22 protein-coding genes and 2 pseudogenes are annotated in these 22,072 nt (G+C 48.5%); 5 read left to right on the plus strand and 19 right to left on the minus strand.

Annotated elements, in window-relative coordinates:
* Positions 1-134 precede the first annotated feature (134 nt).
* Positions 135-635: a phosphatidylglycerophosphatase A family protein gene (locus tag HAP68_RS14975; protein ID WP_014305750.1), complete on the plus strand. Its 501-nt coding sequence runs from the start codon at positions 135-137 to the stop codon at positions 633-635.
* A gap of 28 nt (positions 636-663) precedes the next feature.
* Here the strand turns inward: HAP68_RS14975 and HAP68_RS14980 are convergent, their stop codons facing one another.
* From HAP68_RS14980 to lipA, 4 genes are all read right to left on the minus strand, one after another.
* The gene (locus tag HAP68_RS14980) at positions 664-1,434 is read right to left on the minus strand and encodes a TIGR01457 family HAD-type hydrolase (protein WP_024085754.1); all 771 of its coding nucleotides are present in this window, start codon (positions 1,432-1,434) and stop codon (positions 664-666) included.
* 33 nt (positions 1,435-1,467) lie between these two features.
* Positions 1,468-1,902: a DUF86 domain-containing protein gene (locus HAP68_RS14985; protein WP_003151930.1), complete on the minus strand. Its 435-nt coding sequence runs from the start codon at positions 1,900-1,902 to the stop codon at positions 1,468-1,470.
* 25 nt (positions 1,903-1,927) lie between these two features.
* Positions 1,928-2,203, minus strand: a complete 276-nt coding sequence (locus HAP68_RS14990) for a YutD family protein (protein ID WP_003151928.1) — start codon at positions 2,201-2,203, stop codon at positions 1,928-1,930.
* 218 nt (positions 2,204-2,421) lie between these two features.
* On the minus strand, positions 2,422-3,318 hold the full coding sequence (gene lipA, locus HAP68_RS14995) for a lipoyl synthase (protein WP_003151923.1): 897 nt from the start codon (positions 3,316-3,318) through the stop codon (positions 2,422-2,424).
* A 201-nt stretch (positions 3,319-3,519) separates the two neighbouring features.
* Here lipA and lytH point away from each other — a divergent pair, with 201 nt between their 5' ends.
* Entirely contained in the window at positions 3,520-4,497 is a 978-nt protein-coding gene (lytH, locus tag HAP68_RS15000; protein WP_024085755.1) for an L-Ala--D-Glu endopeptidase, read from the plus strand.
* 37 nt (positions 4,498-4,534) lie between these two features.
* Here lytH and yunB read toward each other — a convergent pair whose 3' ends face one another.
* The 6 genes from yunB to HAP68_RS15030 all read right to left on the minus strand — a co-directional run bounded on the left by yunB (position 4,535) and on the right by HAP68_RS15030 (position 10,341).
* Complete coding sequence (gene yunB / locus HAP68_RS15005) at positions 4,535-5,293, minus strand: sporulation protein YunB (protein ID WP_024085756.1); 759 nt, start codon at positions 5,291-5,293, stop codon at positions 4,535-4,537.
* Positions 5,294-5,419: 126 nt separating this feature from the next.
* Positions 5,420-6,814 carry a bifunctional metallophosphatase/5'-nucleotidase gene (locus HAP68_RS15010; protein ID WP_024085757.1) on the minus strand — a complete coding sequence of 465 codons (1,395 nt, stop codon included), beginning with the start codon at positions 6,812-6,814 and terminating at the stop codon, positions 5,420-5,422.
* A gap of 17 nt (positions 6,815-6,831) precedes the next feature.
* Positions 6,832-7,653: a sulfite exporter TauE/SafE family protein gene (locus tag HAP68_RS15015; protein ID WP_015387760.1), complete on the minus strand. Its 822-nt coding sequence runs from the start codon at positions 7,651-7,653 to the stop codon at positions 6,832-6,834.
* Between the two features lie 19 nt (positions 7,654-7,672).
* Complete coding sequence (locus HAP68_RS15020; protein WP_014305754.1) at positions 7,673-8,524, minus strand: DUF72 domain-containing protein; 852 nt, start codon at positions 8,522-8,524, stop codon at positions 7,673-7,675.
* A 26-nt stretch (positions 8,525-8,550) separates the two neighbouring features.
* Positions 8,551-8,904: a YunG family protein gene (locus tag HAP68_RS15025; RefSeq protein ID WP_015387759.1), complete on the minus strand. Its 354-nt coding sequence runs from the start codon at positions 8,902-8,904 to the stop codon at positions 8,551-8,553.
* Between the two features lie 72 nt (positions 8,905-8,976).
* Positions 8,977-10,341: an allantoinase gene (locus HAP68_RS15030; RefSeq protein WP_024085758.1), complete on the minus strand. Its 1,365-nt coding sequence runs from the start codon at positions 10,339-10,341 to the stop codon at positions 8,977-8,979.
* 179 nt (positions 10,342-10,520) lie between these two features.
* On the opposite strand from HAP68_RS15030, the gene HAP68_RS15035 reads away from it, so the two are divergent.
* A complete protein-coding gene (locus tag HAP68_RS15035) occupies positions 10,521-12,116 on the plus strand; it encodes a PucR family transcriptional regulator (protein ID WP_024085759.1) in 1,596 nt (531 codons plus the stop codon).
* A 107-nt stretch (positions 12,117-12,223) separates the two neighbouring features.
* Here HAP68_RS15035 and HAP68_RS15040 read toward each other — a convergent pair.
* The 7 genes and pseudogenes from HAP68_RS15040 to allC form a co-directional block, all read right to left on the minus strand.
* Positions 12,224-12,464: pseudogene (locus tag HAP68_RS15040) on the minus strand (XkdF-like putative serine protease domain-containing protein); the annotation flags it as partial.
* A gap of 44 nt (positions 12,465-12,508) precedes the next feature.
* Positions 12,509-13,114 (minus strand): hypothetical protein, encoded by a 606-nt coding sequence (locus tag HAP68_RS15045; protein WP_024085761.1) that lies wholly within the window; start codon positions 13,112-13,114, stop codon positions 12,509-12,511.
* A 42-nt stretch (positions 13,115-13,156) separates the two neighbouring features.
* A pseudogene (locus HAP68_RS19715) lies at positions 13,157-13,279 on the minus strand (hypothetical protein); the annotation flags it as partial.
* 669 nt (positions 13,280-13,948) lie between these two features.
* Positions 13,949-14,197 (minus strand): hypothetical protein, encoded by a 249-nt coding sequence (locus tag HAP68_RS15050; protein ID WP_024085762.1) that lies wholly within the window; start codon positions 14,195-14,197, stop codon positions 13,949-13,951.
* A 32-nt stretch (positions 14,198-14,229) separates the two neighbouring features.
* Complete coding sequence (locus tag HAP68_RS15055) at positions 14,230-15,426, minus strand: MFS transporter (RefSeq protein WP_003151906.1); 1,197 nt, start codon at positions 15,424-15,426, stop codon at positions 14,230-14,232.
* 121 nt (positions 15,427-15,547) lie between these two features.
* Positions 15,548-16,759: a pyridoxal-phosphate-dependent aminotransferase family protein gene (locus HAP68_RS15060; RefSeq protein WP_221419340.1), complete on the minus strand. Its 1,212-nt coding sequence runs from the start codon at positions 16,757-16,759 to the stop codon at positions 15,548-15,550.
* Positions 16,760-16,819: 60 nt separating this feature from the next.
* Positions 16,820-18,061 carry an allantoate deiminase gene (gene allC, locus HAP68_RS15065; protein WP_024085764.1) on the minus strand — a complete coding sequence of 414 codons (1,242 nt, stop codon included), beginning with the start codon at positions 18,059-18,061 and terminating at the stop codon, positions 16,820-16,822.
* Positions 18,062-18,280: 219 nt separating this feature from the next.
* Here allC and HAP68_RS15070 point away from each other — a divergent pair, with 219 nt between their 5' ends.
* Positions 18,281-19,150, plus strand: coding sequence for an endonuclease I family protein (locus tag HAP68_RS15070; protein ID WP_003151902.1), 870 nt, complete (start codon positions 18,281-18,283; stop codon positions 19,148-19,150).
* Between the two features lie 49 nt (positions 19,151-19,199).
* Here the strand turns inward: HAP68_RS15070 and HAP68_RS15075 are convergent, their stop codons facing one another.
* Complete coding sequence (locus tag HAP68_RS15075; RefSeq protein WP_015387756.1) at positions 19,200-20,306, minus strand: ABC transporter ATP-binding protein; 1,107 nt, start codon at positions 20,304-20,306, stop codon at positions 19,200-19,202.
* A gap of 155 nt (positions 20,307-20,461) precedes the next feature.
* Here HAP68_RS15075 and frlR point away from each other — a divergent pair, with 155 nt between their 5' ends.
* On the plus strand, positions 20,462-21,190 hold the full coding sequence (gene frlR / locus HAP68_RS15080; RefSeq protein WP_003151898.1) for a transcriptional regulator FrlR: 729 nt from the start codon (positions 20,462-20,464) through the stop codon (positions 21,188-21,190).
* 24 nt (positions 21,191-21,214) lie between these two features.
* On the opposite strand, the gene HAP68_RS15085 is transcribed toward frlR, so the two are convergent.
* Positions 21,215-22,069: a PfkB family carbohydrate kinase gene (locus HAP68_RS15085; RefSeq protein ID WP_015387755.1), complete on the minus strand. Its 855-nt coding sequence runs from the start codon at positions 22,067-22,069 to the stop codon at positions 21,215-21,217.
* Between the last annotated feature and the right edge of the window lie 3 nt (positions 22,070-22,072).

Consider the following 22,072-nt stretch of genomic DNA (forward strand, 5'->3'; position numbering starts at 1 on the left):
AGAGCTATTCACATCGTAGTCATACGCCGGCGGAATTATGAATACATATTGTAATCCTTTGAATCAAGTGGAGAAACATCGTACACATCGGAAGGGTGTTGTATAAACTAGTAAAAAAAGATTGGGTGAAGCAAATGTCAGAAAAGGAACAACTGAATCAGGTGGAAGCTGTCGCCAGAGCGCGTTTAAAAGAACGGGGGGTTGAGACGGACGATATTGCCGAGCTGGTGTATTTCCTTCAGAAAAAATATCATCCTGATTTGACGATGGAAGTATGCAGGCTCAATGTGAACCGTGTCATCGCAAAACGCGAGGTGCAAAACGCCATTTTAACGGGAATAGAATTAGATGTGCTCGCCGAACAAAAAAAGCTGTCTGAACCGCTTCAGACCATTCTGGCGATTGATGAAAGCCTGTATGGGGTTGACGAGGTGCTCGCCTTCTCTATCGTGAATATATACGGCTCAATCGGCTTTACGAATTACGGCTACATTGACAAAGAAAAACCCGGCATTCTCGGGCGGTTAAATGATAAATCTACGGGGGAATGCCATACGTTTCTTGATGATATCGTCGGCGCAATCGCAGCAGCGGCTTCAAGCCGGCTTGCCCACAGCGCCAGAAATACAGAATAAGGACGGCCGTCATGGCCGTCCCTTTTTTTTATAGATGTTCAATCCATTCGGTTAAAGAGTCAATCGCATATGTCGGCTTCCGGTCGTAATCTGCCATATGCTCACGCTTTGTCACTCCGGTATGAACCAGCAGCGTATCCATGCCCGCATTGATGCCGGCCATAATATCCGTTGCATAGTTATCGCCGACCATGAGTGTTTCGGAAATATCCGTTCCGAGCACACGCATCGCCTGTTCCATAATAATGGATTCAGGCTTGCCGATAAAGACAGGCTCAACGCCCGTTGACACCGTCAAGACGGATGTGAGCGAACCGTTCCCTGGTAAAAGCCCTCTTTCAGTCGGAATGGCGACGTCGCCGTTTGTTGAAATGAACCGGGCGCCGTTTCTGATCGCAAGGCATCCCGTTGCCAACTTTTCATATGTAATGCCGCGGTCGATTCCCACAACGACAAAGTCCGCGTTTTCTTCTCCGAAGCTCAGCCCGTTTTCTTCAATGGCCTGGCGGATGCCTTCTTCGCCGATCACATACACCGACGCGTCTTTTTTCTGCTGGGCGATATGCTGTGCAGTCGCCATGCTCGTCGTGAAGACCTGCTCTTCAGATGCCGGAATGTCAAAGCTCATCAGCTTGTCCGCCACCTGCTTCGGCGTCCGGGAAGAATTGTTCGTCACGAATAAATACGGAATGCCGCGCGCTTTAAGCGTTCTCACGAATTCACACGCTTCTTCGATTTTTTCCGTCCCGTTGTACATTGTGCCGTCCAAATCTATCAAATATCCTTTATAATCCTTCATACTCAACACTCCTGTGGATTTTCTCACTCGTTGTTATTTAAATGCGGAAACAGGCCCTAATTCTGTTTCCAGGTAGGTTCTTACACGGGCCGGAAAGGCTTTCAGCACGTCCCTGTTTGACGTGATCAGCGTAAACAGCTCCTGATGATCGGCTTGCTGATATTCCTGAACAAGCCGCTTTCTGGAAGAGATCAGCTGCTTGAGCTTATTCGCTTCATCCTCAGCTACCACCTTTTCATCCGTCAGAATATCCATGATGTCGTCATAACTCCCCGGATCGCGCATGATAAAGCCGTCAATCATATCATTTCCGACATCGAGAATGCATTCGATCATAAGATGGCTGATCCGCTCAAGCGCTCTTTTTTCGATTTCGCTCTGCCATGCAGGCGTGCTGTCAAACAGCGCCAGCTGGGTCTCAAAAAAACGGAGTGTTTGTTCGATATTATTTCTGTCAACAAAATACACGTGACAGCATCCCCTTCTGCATCAATTATTTTCTGATTCGTTTTAAAACAAAATACGCGCAGCCGAAATTGCAGTATTCGTAAATGTATTCGTCCAATGTGCTGATTTTCGTTTCAAAGGTTGCTTTTTGATTCTGGTCATCAAAGAAGCCTTTGAGCCGCAGCTGACTGTATCCCCAGTCTCCCACAATGTAATCATATTTATTTAATATGTCCGAATAGCGGGCTTTGAACGCTTCTTCATTAAAGCCGTTTTTAAAATCGTGTACGAGTTCAAACTCGGCATTTTGAATAAGAATCATGTCTTCACCTCTTTTATCACTCTTTACTATCATAATTCATTGACTTCTGTCCATCAATTGCAAAATGAGACGGTTCGGACGGACGGAAAAATTTTCCCCTTTTATATCCAGTGTAGCGGTTCTGACGATCCTTATTCAAGAATGACTTTTTCCCTGCACAGACGGCTCCATCACAAAAAACCCAAAACCTGCGGCGTTTTGGGTTTTTTCGGCTTATCTTATGCTTGGGCCTGGCGTTTTTTAGACGCTTCGTTCACTTGTTCATCCGCATGATAGGAAGAACGGACAAGCGGGCCTGCTTCACAGTGGCTGAAGCCTTTTTGCATCGCGATTTCTTTCAGTTCGGCAAATTCGTCCGGATGATAATATTTTTGGACTTTTAAATGTTTTTTCGACGGCTGCAGGTATTGGCCGATCGCCATGATGTCGACATTGTTCGCAAGCAGGTCGTCCATCACTTCAATAATTTCTTCCTTCGTTTCGCCGAGACCGATCATAATGCTTGATTTCGTCGGGATGTCAGGCTGCATTTCTTTCGCACGGCGCAAGAATTCCAAAGAACGGTCATATGTTGCGCGGGCCCGGACTCTCGGTGTCAGGCGGCGGACGGTTTCAATGTTGTGGTTCAGAATATCAGGACGGGTATCCATTAATGTTTTCAGGTTGTCGTAATTTCCGCCCATATCGGATGGCAGCACTTCAATTGTCGTGAACGGGCTTTTTCTGCGGATCGCCCGGACCGTTTCCGCAAAGACGCCTGCTCCGCCGTCTTTCTGATCATCACGCGCCACGGCCGTGATGACGGCGTGCTTTAAGTTCATCAGTGCAACCGAATCAGCTACGCGTTCCGGTTCCTGCAGATCCAGCTCAGTCGGCAGACCCGTTTTGACAGCGCAGAAGCGGCATGCTCTCGTACAGACGGAACCGAGAATCATGAACGTCGCCGTACGTCTGACAGCCCAGCATTCATGGATGTTCGGGCATTTTGCTTCTTCACATACGGTATGCAGATTATTTTCACGCATTAATTTTTTCAGACCCGTATAGTTTTCATTCGTGTTCAGCTTTATTTTGAGCCATTCCGGCTTTCTCAGATGCTCGTCTTTCTTTGCCATTTCCCCATCATCTCCATTATCCCTTTATTCATGTTCGTGTGCGAAAAATTTCTATTTCACGATGGATATAAAACTTGCAGATTTCTATTCAATAGTCACTTTAACATAGGAAAAATTTCTCGACAAGGGAAGAGAATTACTTACATTTTCTCGGATTGTTGCCGCAAACTAGTTGTATTAATCCTGAAAGGAGATCATGTTGTGAAAGTTCTGTTATCTGCTCTTCTCCTTTTATCAGTTTTCTGTCCGGCTGCAAGCGGGAAAGAACAATCGGCTCCTGTTTACGGTGAACGGATGCAGTTGTACCGCAAAGCCGAAGCAGTCACGCAGATTCCTTGGTATGTGCTTGCGGCGGTTGATCAATATGAAGAAAATGTCCGCTCGAACCGAAAGGATCTGCCGGAAAAAGCGGGAATCATCAGCATTTATATTCCGGATCATTTGTGGAGCGGGCCTGAAAATCCAAATCCTAAGGACGAGGCGCCCCTCAGCATTAAAGTATTTGACGGGATCGGCCTGGACGGCGACGGCGACGGAAAAGCCGAGGTCAGCAATGATGAGGATATCCTTTATACATTTGCACAGTATTTAGCGGGATTCGGAACGGATCTTGACCATATCCGCATCGGCCTCTGGAATTATTACCGCCGTGATCAGACGGTCGGCATTATCACCGAATTCATGACACTGTTTAAAACGTTCGGCCGCCTTGATCTCGGAGAGCACGCTTTTCCGCTTCCCGTGAAGACGGATTACAGCTACCGCAGCACATGGGGCGCCGCACGGGGTTTCGGCGGGCGCCGGATTCACGAAGGAACGGATCTGTTCGCTCATTACGGACTCCCCGTCAGATCGACCTGCTACGGTATTGTTGAAATGAAGGGCTGGAACCGTTTCGGCGGCTGGAGAATCGGCATCAGGGATATCAATAACACGTATCACTACTTCGCTCACCTGAACGGCTTTGCAAAAGGTGTGCATAAAGGCCAGATCGTCAAACCCGGAGAGGTGATCGGCTCTGTCGGCAGTTCCGGATACGGACCGCCGGGCACCGCGGGAAAATTTCCGCCGCATCTTCACTACGGGATGTATAAAGATAACGGCAGATCGGAATGGTCTTTTGACCCGTATCCCCATTTAAGGGCATGGGAGCGAAAAGAAATCCGCAGGAAAAAGTAAACACACAGCCGCCAGGAAAGATTGCGGCTGTGTGTTTTTATTTATCTTTCTTCTGTTTTTCACTCGGCAGCTGGACAGAAGGCGTCACACCTGATCCGCCGCTTCCGTTATAAAACTGCGGCACCTCTCCTTGAATCGCTTTAATGGAGACCGGAATATTATTTGTGACGACTGATGTCTTACTGGCAAACGGAATAATGACCTTCACTTTAATTTCCACAAAAATACTGATATCGATCAGGGCATTGTTAATGCCGTACGGCTTTATTTTTGTTTTCACATCAGTTAACGCATCACCGATCAGGTTAAAGCGCACGGGGATTTTCGGCCCCAGATTTCCGAGAACGCTGTTTCCCGTGACCTGCCCTAAAGGGATGTTAATCATAATTTCATCGGCCGTTTTCGCGCCTTTTTCCGTTTCATGCTGCTTATTGTTCGACTCCGCTTCCTTCAAATGAGCCTGAAGCTGCTTTGTCACTTTCGCCTTCATGCTGTTGACCATTTGTGTATTAAAATCCATCGTTGTGACTTTTCCGTTTTCATCCGTTTTCATATCGACCATATCTTTCACATTGTCGCTGTGAGACATGTATTCTTCAATGGATTCCGTAATGACCTCTGTCGCCACCCGTTTGGTTTCCATTTCTCCTATGTTCATCAGCACCGGTTTGATTGAGGAGTTGATCATCCAGAGGCTGATGACCGTCGATATGATAAAAAAAGCAAACGACAGAAGAAGCACATATCGAAAAGGCAAAGGCCCTCTCTTGCGAAGAGCGCTCCGGTATCTAGGCAAGAAAAATCCCCCCTTACATATCACAATGTATGCTTGTAAGAGGGGACATAGTATTTTATTTTTGCTCTTAAAAAGTCCCGCTTACCTTCATTCGGGTGAGATGGAACGGCCGGCGGATATTTGACATTACGCTTGCCGCGCGAGCTTCCAGGCGAGCAGATCCCTTAAAAACTCCGGCATAAAATATTGTTTTTCTTTTGAATCGCGGATGTAAGGGAACAGCTTTCCGAGTGTAAACATGTCGAGAACGGCAACCGAGTATATCCGCTCCGGATCCACCTCTTCTCCGTTCACTTTCACATTGAGGAGATGCGTCACACCGTCTTCAAGGATGCCGGCCTCTGCCTCCGCTCCGGCATATACCATCCTGCCCATCACTTCCCCGCGGAAGCCGAGGCCTTTAATCCGCAGCTGCTCCATTTGTTCCGAGGCTGCCTGGCTGATTGTTTCCCGGAGTTCCCTGCCTGAAAGACGAACGGCGACCGGATTGATCGGATGAGGGCAGATGCGGTGCAAGTCAAGTTTTGTGACAGGCCCCTTCTGTAAAGGCCCCAAAATGACGCCTGAATTCACCATGCTGACTTCACAGCCGCACCAGCTTTTCAGCGCTTCGGCTAATAGAAGCGGGAGCGGCGATTCCTCAAACCACTTCACGCCGGCTTCTTCATTCAGATTGGCGACTTGTACGGAGAGCAGGTTTTCCGCTTCCCGTTCTTTCTCTTTCAGAAAAGCCGCCGTATCTTCAGATTCCCCGTGCCAATCAGCCATTTTCTGTACAGATGCCTGTTTGCTGACAATGGTTCGTGATTCACTTTCTATCGTCAGCTCGACACAGCCGACATAGTTCCCGTATTTCTCCGCACATGCAAGCAATACGCCGTTTATATCCTGTCCGTCCTCAAGAAGGTGGTGCGTATGTGATTCAAGAATGACATCGATGTCGGGAAATTTTTCCGCTGCGGCCCGGTCATCGATCAGGCCTAAATGAGAAAGCAGAATGATGATGTCCGCTTTACCCTTGATATCGTCAAGTGATTCTTGAATGCTTTTTTCCGCATCCGTCACCGTCCAGCCGAGTTTCTGATAGACGGGATAATACGGCACCGTGACGCCTAGTATGCCGGCGGTCATCCCGTTTTTCAGCGTTTTGATCACGTAGGGCTCGGCCCATTCCGGGCGCTGTCCGTCCGCGTCAAACAGGTTGGACACAATGACGGGAAACGCGGCATGAGTATATAAATCCGCCAGCTCATCATGAGGCAGCGTAATCCCTTCATTATTCCCGACGGCAGCCGCATCAATCTCAAGACGGTTTAACAAGTCGACATTCGCTTTGCCGAAGGTCGCTTCCGTTATCATTTGGAATCGGTCCATATGATCGCCGATGTCGAATACGAGTGTTTCCTCCCCGTTTTTTTCATGCTCTTTTCTCTTCTGCTCAATATAATGTACGATTTTCGGCCAATTTTCGAAATGGCTGTGCAAATCATTCGTATGATATAAACGGAGTTTCTCTAACATACCATCTCTCCTACCTTTTAGCTGAATATCCCTTGATAAATCAATTCACAGCCGATCAAAATCAAGACGACCCGCATGAAAAGCACGATCGTTTTCGTCTGCACCCGCTTATTGACCCACGCGCCCATTTTGCCGCCGAACCACGCGCCCGGAACGAGGCACAGCGCATACAGCCAATTGACATGGCCCTCTGCGATATGTGACACGGAACCCGTCACGGAGGATAAGAAAATGATGAGCATTGACGTCGCCACAGCCACTTTCGGCGGGAACAAAAATAACAGCATCATGGCCGGAACCATAAGAGAGCCGCCGCCGATGCCGAAAAGACCGCCCAATAAACCGACGAAAAAGGCAATGGCGATACCGGTAAAAATACGGTACGAATATGTATAAAGCTCACCCGTTTCATCCTCATATGTCCGGATCATGCCTTTATGCGCTTTATTGACCGGTTTTGCTTTCGCCTTCAGCATTAATGTAATAGAAATCAAAATCATAAAAAGTCCGAACCAGACGGAAAACGTATGCGCATTAAAAAGTTTAGACAAATACGCGCCGATGATGCTTCCCGGGCCGGAACCGATAAAAAAGATCAGTCCGCTTTTGTAGTCAACGGTTTTATATTTCATATAGGCCAGAGTTGACGACAGGCCCGTAAAAATAATCACCAAAAGGGACGTGCCGATGGCAGTCTGCGGTGTTACGTCATGGAAAAACGGGGTCATCGTGCTTAAATAGAGCATCGCCGGCACGATGATAATTCCTCCCCCAAGCCCGATCAGGCTGCCGACCGTTCCCGCGATAAATCCCAATATAATCAAAATAAGATAAGACATGTGTCTTGAAACCTCTTTTCTAGCTGAATAGGTCGAGCTGCTTCGGAGCAAGCCCGGTATATGAGATATTTAACATTTCAAGCATCTCAAGCCCGTTATCGGCCGCGTCTCCGCCTGAGTTATTGTTGAAGAGCACATACAGATTGCGCGACTGCTTTTTCAGCTCCTGAAGATTGTTTTTCCAATCTTTGAGCTCCTGTTTGTTATAGCGGTATAAATATCTGACCTCACGCCAGTTTTGTCCGCCGTCAGGTTTGATCCAGCCCTGCTTGTTCCGTCCGTGAAAACGGACAAGCGTTTTTTCTTCATCCGTTGCTTTCAGGACGGTCGGAATGCTGCCCTCGCCGATTTGCGGCTCGTCACATATGCTGTGAATCCAGCCTTCCTCCTTCATAAAGGAAAGCGTCTGTTCGTAAAATGGCGGGGAAAACCAAGACCGGTTGCGGAATTCAAGCGCGCACGGGATATCGCCCATCTGCTGCCTGCACCATCTTAAATATGCGACGTTTTCTTTCTTACAGTCAAACCACGGCGGGAATTGGAACAGCACCATGGCAAGCTTTCCATGCTCTATATACGGCGATAATGACAGCTTAAACGCCTCAAACATTTCTTCCTTCGATTCAAAGGGAATATCGCCGCGCTGATGACCCGTCATTCCTTGATATGCCTTAATGACAAATTGAAAAGATTCCGGCGTCTCTTTGACCCATCTTTCGTTATTGCGGGCGGGCTGTATCGCGTAAAAGCTCGCGTCCAGCTCAACGATGGGAAAATGGGAGGAATACGCCTGCAGTTTTTGCGGGCCCGCTGTTTTAGGCGGATAGATGCTGTCATGATCCCCCCACCCCGTCAGTCCGATATAAATCACAATCCTTCACCTCTCATTCTAGTTTATCACAGGTGTTTTTCTCTTTCCGTTTCCATGTTTTTTCTGAATGCACTTTTCAGGTAACGGTACTGATGTTCATTGGTGTCCGAAAATGCCTCATCTCTGGAAGAAAGAATGTGCTGATAGACGATCGGCTCTGAAAACTGACTGCTCGTGAAATCATATATCTCCCCGTCTATTCGATTATAAAAATGCCAGCTTGTGCCGGTTTTTGTTTTGAGAATGTCACCGCCGTAAACATCTTGGATGACTAAAGCCGTCACGCCGCACTGGCCTGTGGCCGGGCAATCTTCCGTCCATTTTGTACTGGTCTTGCGCGACCAGGATGCCGTTAATATGTTCAAGATTTGATCATACAATGTGTTTTACTCCTTTTTATAAAAAGATACCACGAGACCCGCTCTCCAAACGACAAAAAAAGCCGATTCTCATCAGAGAATCGGCTCTTTTATTTCAGAAGGCTTCAGAAATGTTCCGAAAGCCCCCCTCTGCTTACGACCGCCATCCTGGTACACACAGCGCCCCTTGCTGTAGGTCGCAGCAATTCGGTATGGAAAGGTGCGGCCTTCATACAGGCTTTGCTTATGTTTGGAAAACATCGTTTCTTTTGTGACGGTAAAAGGTTCCGGCCGGACAATGGCAAAATCAGCGTCAAATCCTTCTTCAAGCCGGCCTTTATTCGTTAAACCGAAACGTTTGGCAGGTGCTTCTGCCGTCCATCGGGCCACATGTTCAAACGGAATCCCATGATCGATCGCTAATTGAATCATGCCGAGAAGCGTAAATTGGCCTCCGCTGATCCCGCCCCACGACAGGAACATATTATCCTCGCGTTTCAAAGCCGGATGACAGGGAGAATGATCCGAAGACACCATATCAATCAGGCCCTCAGCCAAAACCCCGATCAATTCCTCTTTATCAGCCTCTGAGCGGAGCGGCGGAGCGCATTTGGCGGCCGCCCCTTTTTTGAGGAAGTCTTCAAAGCTGAATAATAAGTAGTGCGGACATGTTTCAACGGTGACATCCAATCCGTCTTTTTTCGCCTTCTGAATGGAGAGCACGGCCCGTTTCGTGCTGATATGTACAAAATGAAGCGCGCATCCCGTCGCTCTTGCATATTCAATCGCCCGCTGCACAGCCTCGCATTCGGCTTCTTCCGGACGGGAGGAAGCGTAAGCGCAGGCATCAATTTTCCCTTGGAGCGCGTACTCGGCTTCAAGGAATCGGGTGAGGGCGTCGCTTTCTGCGTGCAGGGCCAAAATCCTGCCGCACGCCGCGATTTCCTTCATTCCCTTTAAAAGAGTCCGTTCATCGGCTGATTGAAATTCATCCGTTCCCGATTTAGACAGAAACGCTTTAAACCCGATTGCCCCCGCTTCTGCCATCGGCCGGATATATTCGGTATACCCGGGCATCAAACCGCCCCAAAGCGCAAAATCAACCGCTGACTTCCGTTCGGCGATTTCCGCCTTTGCCAGCAGGTTTTCAGCAGTTACCGTCGAAGGAATGCAGTTAAGCGGCATGTCAAAATAAGCCGTACAGCCGCCGGCAGCAAGCATGTTTGAGCCGGTTTCAATGCCTTCCCATTCTTCGCGTCCGGGTTCATTGAAATGCACGTGACAATCGACCGCGCCCGGAAACACATACATGCCGTCTGCCTGCACCACTTGTTCCGCGTTTTCGTCAATGCCGGGCTCGATCAATGCAATTTTCCCGTCCTTGACGGCGATATCGGCCCGCTCTGTCCCGCCTTTTCGCACAGCTTTCGCACCCTTTACAATTACGTCATAGGCCATTTTATCTTCCTCCCTGTAAGGATGACGATTTTCTGTCAGTTTTTATCACAACATGCGTCTATGATTGCCAGTTTACTGCTACTATGATCGTAATACATCAGCAAAACCGCTATAATTTTTGATGATTTTTATTCATATTAACCAATGGTTGTCTTTAGAACCTGAAAGGAGATTGACTGATGAATATTTATGATGTGATGAAGATTCCCGCTTATGAGCGGGCCGCATTAATCGCAGGCAGATCCGGCGGCTGGAGGGAGGTGCAGCACGTCAACATGATGGATGCGCCGGACATCGCTGATTTTTTACATAAAAACGAATTGCTCGTCACGACGGCTTACCACTTGAAGGACCGCCCGCAGCTGTTGAAAGATTTAATCCGCCTCATGGCAAAACGGGGATGCGCGGGACTGGGGATCAAAACGAAGCGCTATCTTAATGTCATTCCGAAAGATGCCGCGGAGCTTGCCGACCGGTATGAATTTCCGATTATTGAGCTTCCGGAAGACATCAGGCTGGGAGATATCGTCAATGCTACACTGAGCCATATTCTTGATATGCGTTCAAATGAGCTGCAGCAGGCCATTTACGCCCATAAAAAATTTACAAACCACATCATGAGCGGCAAAGGGCTGCAATCCCTGCTTAAGAAGCTCTCAGACATCCTCCGGCTTCCCGTGCTGCTTTTGGATCAGCATACAAAACTCTTATCATCGTCCCACAGCATACCCATTGACACGTCTTTATTGAAAAACATCTGTTATTCCTTTTCCGGTCCTTATTTCACCTGCTTTTCCATGCTCTCCGACAGAAAGGCGTATTCTGTCCTGCCGATTCTGAATGTTGAAAAAAACTGCGGTTATCTGGTGATTCCGGAGCTGGTGCAGACCGCTGATAAAGGCATGATTTTGACAATTGAACAGGCGGCCAACGTCATTTCCTTTGAACTGCTGAAAGAAAATGCCGTCAAACAATTCGGCAGACGGGCGCGCAATGAATTTTTCAGCAATTTCATCGACCGCTCGTTTACCGGCCATGAAGAAATCAAAAGCCGCGCCAAAGAATTCCGGCTTCGCTGGGATCAGAAATACATGTGCATTTGCGGAAAACTCGACCGAAATGAGAAAACGATCAGCTTTACCGAAAATCAGCTCGTTTCCGATCATGTATTTGATCTGCTTGAAGGGGAGCTGTCATCCTTTCCGTTTCCCCCTCATCTCTTTATTAAAGGAAATGTCGGTATTCTTTTAATTGAAGCGACAGACAGCTGGAATGAAATGCACGCGTCTGTCATCAGCTTTTTGGAGCAGTTTCAGAAACAGGTCCGGACGCAGTTTAAACGGACTGTCTCCTTCGGCATCTCAAACATATGCCAAAAGCTGATCGATGTCCCTGACGCTTTTACTGAAGCTTCAGACGCCATTTCATCCGGGCATTTGTCCAGAAGCGCGGAGTTTATTCAAATCTATCATGCCAAAGACGTGCCGGAGCTGCTCCGCCTGCTTCCGGCGGAAGATGTGAAGAAGTTTTACGAAGCCACCCTCCAAAGCCTGGCCGATCGGCAAAAGGAGGACCAGAGCCTGCTTCATACACTGTCTGTTTACCTGGAGACCCACTGCCAGATTTCAGAAACGGCTAAGCGCCTGTACGTCCATCGAAATACGGTGATCTATCGTTTAGAAAAATGCGAGGAACTGCTCGGCAAAAGCTTAAAAGATCCGGAGACGACGATGCGCCTGCGGCTCGCGCTGAGAATGCAGCGGCTGATCGGTTAAAATTTAGCCATAGACCAGGATGCGGGTGTTCTCCCGCATCTTATTTAAGGGAGAACATTCAGCTAAATCCTCAAAAAATGCTGCCACCAAAATCCTGACGAGTATCCTTTCAGGAAGCCGTGAGCGACCTTCTCAATTTCTGCAGCTGTCATGAAATCCTCGTGAGCATCCACTGTGTCCGGCTCATAAACGATACCGTAAACAAGTTTTTGTGCGTCTGCTTCTTTCGCAAGGATCTTTACTTCCTTTTGAAAGTCAGGTTGCTTTTCTGATTTCATAAAAAAGAGGCTGCTTTTGATGAGCAGCCTTGTCTACCTAAGAAACATGTGTGGTTTTTGCGTTTACCAGTTCTCTGGAATGTGTTCACATCCTTTCAAAATAAAAAGCCTTCCTTAATTGGAAGACTCCAGATCGTAATAAATTGACCTCAGCTGTTCTGATAAATATTTTAGGTTATTTCTATATTTATTGATTAGGAAATCAGGCATTACTTTCATATAGGTAAAATCAAAGGGTGCTTGTTTTGCCAATCTAATTGATTTAGCTAGCTGTTCACTAAGGACTTTTTCGCTAACCAAATATTTAATTTTCAATTCCGTTGATTCATTACCGATACCTTCACCTTTTTTTACTTTTTCATATATATCATGAATTCTAGCATCTAACACCTTTGATTCTCTTATAAGTGCTATAGAAGTATCAAGTCCAATAGGAGGTTTGTAACCAGTTAGAGGCGTTTGATCTATCAGATTCTCACCTTTTTGCTTACTGTACAATTCCTCAACATCTGAATCTTCATCAGATTGAGTTGCCAGAACGGTAATTTGATCTAGCTTCTTATCTAACAAAAACTCAAATTCCCAGTCTTTATACTTTATTTTCGCCAAGGTACTAATCATTTTTGATAGCGGCTCCTTCAGCTTTAGAGCCGCAATTAAAATCACCACTGGCCAAGCTAAGTTTTTAAGAATAGATGATATGAATTCTAACCAGTTCATTTAATTCCCTCATTCCAAATGTAATGAGGAAATCATACTATTTTATTCCATGTTTGCTAAGGCTTCTCTCCGAATTTTTTCTTTTTCCTCAGCTGTGTCTCGCGGATACATAGAGGTTTCGCTGCTTCCTGGTATCTTGAATTCTTCGTCAACACCAACAGTCGAACACACCAAGACCAAAAACCGCTTCTGACAGGCCGCGCAAGGGGATTTTATAAAATTTCTGAAAAAGGAGGGGCGCTTCCCCTCCGTGAACCGTAATAAAGCTTCGTGTGTTGGCTAATGGCTGTCTGGATAATGGTCTCACTGTCATCCTGGAAAGATCACTTACTTCTATAAGTCTTTCTTTTTAACAGAAACCGCAGATATAGCAGCAGAAATAACTATCCGCTCCGCTTCTTATGCACTCTCTGTAACATGGGGAATTATAAAAAGGAGGGCGCGCGGAAACATAGGGGGAGCCCCCTGAATGAGTCAATTGATGGGCCCATGGATAATAATTAAATTCTTGCCGCTGATACAAATGGAATGACGGGTAATAATACAACATTTTCAACTCCTTTTCCGTACACCATATTGTACTTACCGACACCCTTTTTAGATGATTGTCTCTTGCATAATTGTGTGTTGGCCTAATTGCGGGTTTTAATCTGCAAAATTCGTACAGGAGAACCGACACAACATCTTCCGTGAGAGGTTTTATAAGATAACCTCTCCTTGTTGTCACCAATCGCCCCCTTCTGAACAGTTCGTATTATTTCAATGACCCGTTTTATCAGAATGCTCTCCCCCTGCATACGAAACAGCAAGTTCCAAAACCCTGCTTTTTCCTTCTCAGCATTTACGCCGCTCAATGTTGTCCCTGCCTGACTGCCTTCTTTTTTGATCAACTTCCGGCAGATCAAATTCGTCAGACTCGTCAAGCGATAAAGCTGGTTTTACTTTATCTACACCTGTTCCGGTTTCCATTCGCGCCATGCTTGAGCATACGGAACAACTGTTTTTGCTATATGATTTTCCCTCTATGCGCATCTCTGCAATTTCAGAGATGCAGACAGCCGCAGAATAAACGACAATCAGCAAAAAGCCTCCGGATACCCGGAGGCTTTTGATTCTTATCCTTGCTGCGTGAACGGCCGGGTCTGTGTCTTTTTGCCCCAGCCAAGCGCGGCCAGAAAACTGATGGCGAGAATGGCCGCTCCCAGCATATACGGAAATTCCATATTTACATCAAAGAGAAAACCGGCGGCCGACGGCCCGGCGATATTCGCTAAGCTGATGAATGAGGTGTTCATCCCGCCGGCAAACCCCTGCTGGTCACCGGCGAGCTTCGACAGCATCGTATTAACGGCCGGCCGGAGCAGCGATGTCAGCGTGAGGAAAAAGATTGCCGCGGCAAAAACGGCCCAATATGAACCCGCAAACCGGCACCACACAAGTCCTGCAGCAGCCCCGATCAACGTCACGTTAATGACGCGCTTTTCCCCGAACCTGCGGACGAGATAACTGACGCCGACCGCCTGCACAAACACGCCGATGAGACCCGCAGCCGTAATAATAAAAGCAATATCAGAGGCTTTAAATCCGTGTTTATGGTCAACGTAAAGGCCAAAAACGGATTCAAAGTTCATAATTCCGAAGTTCAGCACAAAAACCAGAATCAGCATAAACGCGAACGGCGATTTGAGCGCGCGTGACATTTGCTTAAACAGATGCTCACGTTTTTCCGTTTTTGACCGGGCTTCCAGCTGCTTTTCACGCCCAAGCGTTTCGGGCAGAAAGAAAAATGAAAGAACGGTTGAAAAGCAGGCGAGACTTGCGGACACGATGAACGGCACAGACATGCCGTAATGAACCAAATAACCGCCGACACCGGGCCCGATGACGACACCGAGCGTCATCGCCGCGCTGAACAGCCCCATTCCTTTCCCGCGTTCTTCCTCGGTCGTAATATCCGCAATGTAAGCGAACATTGACGGCATTAAAAACGCCGCGCCCATTCCGCCCAAAAGGCGGGATGCGAACAATTGCCACAGGCTTCCGGCAAAGGCGAAGATCAATTGTGACACGGCAAAGGCGGCAATGCCGAAAATAATCAGTTTCCGCCGTCCGTATTTGTCGGTTATTTCCCCGGCAATAGGCGCAAATAAAAGCTGTGTAAGCCCCGCCGCCGCAACAAGCAGACCCATCGTGCTCCCCGTCGCTCCGAATTCGGTAATATATGCGGGCATAATCGGAATAATCAATCCGATCCCAAGCATCGCAATAAACATATTCAGCATTAAAATTGACAATCGCCCCATGTACGCCATGATTTCTTACCTTCTCCCCAGACAAACAGATGATCATTCCATATTTGTCATTTTTTATACCATTCAGTATAACGGGGAAAAGGGAAAAAAGTCCAGATGATTTCAATCTCGTTTTCATATCTCATGACAGCACACCGGTTTCAGCCGGCAGATCATATATGTTAAGGGCCGCCTGCAGCGCTTCCCCGGCTTTAACTGCAACTCCGTGTCTGATCAGAACCGCTTCAAGTCCAGCCAGCACAAACAGCACATTTTCCTTTCTGCAGCTGTAGCCCATCGTTCCGATTCTCCAAATTTTCCCCTGCAGCGGACCGAACGAGCTGGCGATTTCAATTCCGAATTGAGACAAAAGCATACTCCTGATCGATTCGCCGTCTGCTTCCGGCGGAATCTTCACACATGTGACGACAGGCAGCTTCGCCTCCGGATCGCCGAATAAATCAAGGCCCATCGCTGCAAGTCCCGCCGTAAGCGCTTTTTCATGGCCCTGATGTCTGCGGAACCGTTCTTCAAGTCCTTCTTCCAGGACAAGGCGCACACCCTCCCGCAGCGCATAAAGCATTGCTGTCGCTTCTGTATGGTGATTCAGCCTTCTTTCACTCCAATAATCTTCGAGCTGGCTCAGATCAAAATAGTTGCTCGTAACCGGCCGATGACCGGACAGCATTTTACCGTCAGCTGCCGTTGCAATGCCACGTTCTACCTTTTTACGCGCGGCAATGACAGCGGCCGTCCGGTCATTATAAGTAATCGGCGCCATTCCGGAAGGGACCGATAGGCATTTTTGCGTTCCCCCGATGACTGCGTCAATCTTCCATTCATCCGTTTTTACGGCGCATCCGCCAATCGTGGCCACGGCATCCACGATAAAGAGTGCATCTTGGGCGCGGCACGCTTCCCCGATTTCTTTCAGCGGATGAATCCGCCCCGTTGATGTTTCTCCGTGCACCATAGCGACGATTTTCGGGGAAATCTTTTTCATCTCGCCGATAATCTCTTCAGGCCGGAAGACCGTTCCCCATTCACACTCGATCGTATGAACGTCCGCTCCGTACCGCTCGGCGATTTCAGTCAGCAGGTGTCCGAAGCGTCCGTATATCGGAACGAGCACGCTGTCGCCAGGTTCTATCAAACTTGCGAGAACAGCCTCAATCCCCGCTCTTGATGTGCCGTCAATCGGATAGGCCCAGCGGTTTTCCGTTTGAAACAATTCACGGAGCATTTGCATCGTTTCGTTCATGATGCCGGTAAATGCCGGGTCAAACTGGCCGAGGATCGGAGCGCCCATCGCCCTCAGCACTCTCGGTTCAGCTTCAGTCGGTCCCGGTGTCATAATCGTTCTTTGCGGAATGCACAATTCTTTTCTGGTCGGCACGCCGATTCCCCCTTTACGTTAATAGGCAAGTTTATGTAATACATTCGCCAGCGTAAGGACGCCGGTTTCAAGCTGATGTGCGGGTGTGAATTCAAGCGGCGAGTGGCTGATCCCGCCACTGCTCGGCACAAACAGCATGCAGGCCGGAAAGGTTCTGCCGAGCATCTGGGCGTCATGTCCCGCTCCGCTTACGATCTTCTCCGGGTCCGCCCCCTGCTCTTTTGCAGCCTCTGCTGCGGTTCGTGTCAGTGTCTGATCCATTTGAACCGGCTCTATCCTCATATATTCATCAATAAAGGGTCTGACTCCTTTGCTGCGGCTGATGTTTTCAATAATCGACACCAGTTTCTGACGGAAGGCTGCCAGCACGTCTTCCTGCTGATGGCGAATATCAACGGAAAACTGGATACGGCCCGGAATGACATTCGCCATATTCGGCTCAACCGTCATTTTCCCGCACGTCAGGCGGAGCTCTTCCGGCTGTCTTTCCGCTGAGAGCATGAGTTCATGGATGATGCTGCTTCCCGCCGCGAGCGGATCTTTCCGCCATTTCATTGAAGTGGTCCCCGCATGGTTGCATTCACCGTCAAGCGTAACGGTATAGCGTCTCTGTCCGGCAATCCCGGTGACAATCCCGATATCCTTTCCCGATCGTTCAAGCGTTTGCCCCTGTTCTATATGAATTTCCAGAAAGGCACTAATATCAGTGCGCAGCGGCGCCGGATAACGGCCTGCACCGAAGCCGTTCTGCCGCATGGCTTCTTTCAGAGAAATGCCGGACGCGTCTTTCGGCGTTTCCGCATCTGAAAGCGAGAAAGCACCGGTGATATTGCCTGAGCCCCAATAGGTGATGGGAAAACGGCTCCCTTCCTCTTCACAGAGCGACACAGCCTCCAGCGTTTTTTTCGGACGCCCGCACGTCTCATGCAAATGCCGGATCGCCAGCATGCCCGCCAGCACGCCGAACGCACCGTCATATTTGCCGCCGTCAATAACGGTGTCAATATGCGATCCGGTCAGAATCACCTCATCAGGCGATTCTGTGCCGCTCAGACGGCCGAACACGTTACCGACATCGTCAAATGCCGTTTCCAGCCCGAACGCCTCCATTTTCTTTTTGACGGCAAGCTGGGCGTCCATCCATTCTTTCGTATATAAAAGCCTCGTCACTCCGCCGGAAGCGGAAGCGCCGAATTGAGACAGCCATTGTATGTCATCGGAAATCCCGATATTCGCCGTCGAAAGCTGCTGATGTTCCATACACGCCCTCCTTTTAAACTGAAAAACTGACAAGATGATCTTCATTATAGAAGGAGCGCATAACGAGTTCATTATCATATCTTCCAAAAAATCAATGATTTTCCGGATACTTTGACCAAGAAACCGCCCCTCTGTCCCATAAGCCGAAGGAACCATTTTTCAAAAAAGATAGAATATTAGATTTATTTTTTGGATAATAGAGGTAAAGGAGGGCAAGTCATGACAAAAAAACTTTGGTTTCTGCCGATTGTCTGCCTGTTTTTCATTTTGGGTTGGACCGCGCCGTCAGCCTCTGCGGGCGCGCCGGCTGACACGAATCTGTACAGCCGGCTGGCGGTTTCAACTGCCGGCGGCACAACTCTTTTTCCGCAAACTTCCTCAGCTGTCATCACTCCGTCTGCGGATACGGAGACATATTACAAAGAAGCTTCCGGAAAAAGCGGAACAGCCTTAAAGAGCGCCCTGCACCGCATCATCAGCGGACATACAAAGCTGTCTTACAGCCAAGTATGGAATGCATTGAAGGAAACTGACGAAGATCCGGCAAACCCGAACAATGTCATCTTGCTCTACACCCAGGAATCACGGGCCAAAAGTAAAAACGGCGGCAGCGTCGGGGACTGGAACCGTGAACACGTGTGGGCAAAGTCACACGGAAACTTCGGAACAGCTGCCGGCCCCGGGACGGACATTCATCATCTGCGCCCTGCAGACGTCCAGGTGAACAGCGCCAGAGGAAACATGGATTTTGATAACGGCGGCTCAGAATACCCGAAAGCGCCGGGCAATTATTATGACGGTGATTCCTGGGAGCCGCGCGATGAGGTCAAAGGAGACGTCGCCCGCATGCTGTTTTACATGGCGGTGCGTTATGAAGGCGGCGACGGGTATCCCGACCTTGAGCTGAATGATAAAACCGGAAACGGCTCAGCTCCTTACATGGGAAAACTGTCCGTTTTGCTCAAATGGAATAAACAAGACCCCGTCGACAGTAAGGAAAAACGGCGGAACGAAATCATTTACGAAGACTATCAGCATAACCGCAATCCGTTTATCGACCACCCGGAATGGGCGGACGAAATCTGGTAATCGTATCTTAAGAAGTGATAAGGGAGCCCCGATCATCAGGCTCCCTTTTTCAATATACGGCGTTTTCAGTGTCGGCATCAAAAAACACGGCCCGGTTCATATTGACCGCAAGCAGAATGGCATCGCCGGGTTTCACCTCTGAAGCGCCGTCAAGGCGGATCGTCATGCGGTCATCTCCGCTCACCGCATGAACGTACATCTCCGCGCCTAAGTTCTCACATATTTCCGCCACAGCGCGGCACACCGCTTCAGGCGGGTGCTCTGATTGTCCGGCAAGCGTCAAATGCTCCGGACGCAGCCCCGCAGTCATCTCCTGACCGCTGTATCCTTTCTGCACAAGAACGGCCGCTTTTTCTTTAGGAATGGGCAGACGAACGGACGAACCGGCAAAATACCATTGCCCGTGACTTTCTTCTATGACGCCTTTTATAAAATTCATACTCGGAGAACCGATAAAACCCGCCACAAACATATTCGCCGGATAATGATAAATCTCATGGGGGCTTGCGGCCTGCTGAATATTTCCTTCATTCATGACGACAATCCGGTCACCCATTGTCATCGCTTCCGTCTGATCATGCGTCACATAAACGATGGTCGCTTTCAAACGCTGATGGAGCTTGCTGATTTCGGCGCGCATCGTCACACGCAGTTTCGCATCTAAGTTGGAAAGCGGCTCGTCCATCAGAAACACTTTCGGCTCCCGCACGATCGACCGGCCGAGCGCAACCCGCTGCCGCTGTCCGCCTGAAAGAGCCTTCGGTTTCCGCTTGAGCAGATGCCCGATTTCCAAAATATCAGCGGCCGTCCGGACTCGCTCTGCGATTTCTTTTTTCGGCAGCTTTCTGAGCTTCAAACCGAACGCCATATTATCAAACACCGTCATGTGGGGATACAGCGCGTAATTCTGAAAAACCATTGCGATATCACGATCCTTCGGGGGCAGATCGTTCACCGCGTCTCCATCGATATAAAGCTTCCCTTCAGAAATGCTCTCCAGTCCGGCAATCATTCTGAGTGTCGTAGATTTGCCGCAGCCGGAGGGACCGACAAGCACCAGCAGCTCCTCATCCTTTACATCTAAGTGAAAATCCTTCACTGCCGCCGATTGGGCGCCGTATGTTTTTTTGATATGGTCAAATGTTAATGATGCCATTCGAAACCTCCTCCAATACTGGAAACCGCCACATCTTTCTGTTATGTTAAAAATGTTCGGGGTTTCTGACAGATTCATAAATGAAAAGCAAATTTGTATTATAACGTCATAATACATATAATAGTACTACTACTTGACAAAGGAGGTCCGTCCCATTGTTAAATAACGGGAGCTCGAAACCTTTATATATTCAGCTGAAACAAATTATCGCGGACGATATCAAGAAGGGCGTTTATTCGCCGTCCGTAAAACTGCCGACTGAAAATGAGCTGTGCGAAACGTACAACGTCAGCCGCATAACAGTCAGGAAGGCCATCCTTGATCTTGTGGAAGAAGGCTGGCTCGTCCGGCAGCAGGGAAAGGGAACGTTCGTTAAAAGCCCTAAACTGAAGCGGGAGCTCATCGCGGTCAACGGCTACTCTGAATTTATGGAATCAACGGGAAAAAAACCGAAACACCAGATCCTTTCCCATGAAATCATTGAAGCGCCTAAATCCATCGCTCAAAAACTTCGCGTCGCTTCCGAAAGTCCCGTTCTTGAATTAAAACGCATTTTATTTCACGACGACCAGCCGCTCTCATTCGAAATCGCCCACTATCCGCTCAGTTTATTTCCCGACATCGGCAAGCATATTAAAGGCGGCGTGTCGATGCATGACATTTTGAAACAGCACTATCAGGTGGTGCCCACCCATAATACGAAACTGTTAAATGTCGTATACGCCAAGCAGGAAGAAAGCCGCTATCTGGCTTGTGATATCGGGGATGCGCTTTTTGAAATTGACAAAACCGCTTTTATGTCAAAAGAACAGCCGATATACAGTTCGCTGTTTTTAATGCATACCGACCGCGTCACGTTTACCATTAACAGCCCCTATGCGTAACAAGTATAAAAAACGAGACAATGCTTATCGTATTCTCGTTTTTTCACTGCTTTTCCCGCCGTCCGGCCTGTAGGGATGCCCGTAACCGAACGCTCCGAACCCCCCGCATGTTTTGGCAGCCGTCCCGGCGGCCGCAGTAAGCGCTCGCCGAATATCCTGATGTTCGTAGAAATCGGTAAGAAACCCGGCGATAAAAGAATCACCCGCCCCCAATGTATCTATGATATCAGCTCTTACCACCGGCTGATGATAGACGCGTTCCCCATCCGATAACACCGCGCCATGTTCTCCCCTTGTCAGACAAACGATTTTCGCTCCGAAACCGCGGGCTTTTTCGGCAAGCCGCACACATTCACTTTCACTCAAATCACTCCCGGAAAAAAACGCATACGTCACGTACGGACAGACCGCTTCTAAATAGGCTTCGTCACGTTTTACAGAGAAGTCAAAGGAAATCGGCACATGGCCGCTCAGCATCGGAAGGTCACGTTCTATCCTGCTGTATACGCTCGTATGCAGCAGATCATGTCCGGCGATAAATGAGATGTCATTCTCCTGAAAAGCGAGCGTCAGACGCGATTGCACGCCGCCTTTATTTGATCCGGCAAATATCCTGTCCCCTCTTTCATCAAGCGTGACGACCGCCATCCCATTTTCTCCGTATGCCCGGCGGATCAGATCGGCATTCACCTTCTCCAGTTTCAGCACATTCAATACGTGATCCGCCGCTTCATCACTGCCGAGAATCCCGATATAAGAAGTTTCGTGGCCTAAGCGCCGGGCAAGCACGGCTACATTTAACGCATTTCCGCCCGGGTAAAACGTCTCCTGATCCTGATAATAATCTACTACATTATCTCCGGCCGCTATCAGTTTCATCTT

The sequence above is a fragment of the Bacillus sp. Bvel1 genome, from assembly GCF_014872755.1.
In the GTDB taxonomy this organism is placed as follows: Bacteria; Bacillota; Bacilli; order Bacillales; family Bacillaceae; genus Bacillus; species Bacillus velezensis.

What these genes read in the sequence shown, in the direction of transcription:
- HAP68_RS14975 (WP_014305750.1), top strand. Translation starts at nt 135, where the DNA reads ATGTCAGAAAAGGAACAACTGAATCAGGTGGAAGCTGTCGCCAGAGCG.
- HAP68_RS14980 (WP_024085754.1), bottom strand. Translation starts at nt 1,434, where the DNA reads ATGAAGGATTATAAAGGATATTTGATAGATTTGGACGGCACAATGTAC.
- HAP68_RS14990 (WP_003151928.1), bottom strand. Translation starts at nt 2,203, where the DNA reads ATGATTCTTATTCAAAATGCCGAGTTTGAACTCGTACACGATTTTAAA.
- lipA (WP_003151923.1), bottom strand. Translation starts at nt 3,318, where the DNA reads ATGGCAAAGAAAGACGAGCATCTGAGAAAGCCGGAATGGCTCAAAATA.
- HAP68_RS15010 (WP_024085757.1), bottom strand. Translation starts at nt 6,814, where the DNA reads ATGTTAGAGAAACTCCGTTTATATCATACGAATGATTTGCACAGCCAT.
- HAP68_RS15015 (WP_015387760.1), bottom strand. Translation starts at nt 7,653, where the DNA reads ATGTCTTATCTTATTTTGATTATATTGGGATTTATCGCGGGAACGGTC.
- HAP68_RS15030 (WP_024085758.1), bottom strand. Translation starts at nt 10,341, where the DNA reads ATGGCCTATGACGTAATTGTAAAGGGTGCGAAAGCTGTGCGAAAAGGC.
- HAP68_RS15035 (WP_024085759.1), top strand. Translation starts at nt 10,521, where the DNA reads ATGAATATTTATGATGTGATGAAGATTCCCGCTTATGAGCGGGCCGCA.
- HAP68_RS15045 (WP_024085761.1), bottom strand. Translation starts at nt 13,114, where the DNA reads ATGAACTGGTTAGAATTCATATCATCTATTCTTAAAAACTTAGCTTGG.
- HAP68_RS15055 (WP_003151906.1), bottom strand. Translation starts at nt 15,426, where the DNA reads ATGGCGTACATGGGGCGATTGTCAATTTTAATGCTGAATATGTTTATT.
- HAP68_RS15060 (WP_221419340.1), bottom strand. Translation starts at nt 16,759, where the DNA reads ATGACACCGGGACCGACTGAAGCTGAACCGAGAGTGCTGAGGGCGATG.
- allC (WP_024085764.1), bottom strand. Translation starts at nt 18,061, where the DNA reads ATGGAACATCAGCAGCTTTCGACGGCGAATATCGGGATTTCCGATGAC.
- HAP68_RS15070 (WP_003151902.1), top strand. Translation starts at nt 18,281, where the DNA reads ATGACAAAAAAACTTTGGTTTCTGCCGATTGTCTGCCTGTTTTTCATT.
- HAP68_RS15075 (WP_015387756.1), bottom strand. Translation starts at nt 20,306, where the DNA reads ATGGCATCATTAACATTTGACCATATCAAAAAAACATACGGCGCCCAA.
- HAP68_RS15085 (WP_015387755.1), bottom strand. Translation starts at nt 22,069, where the DNA reads ATGAAACTGATAGCGGCCGGAGATAATGTAGTAGATTATTATCAGGAT.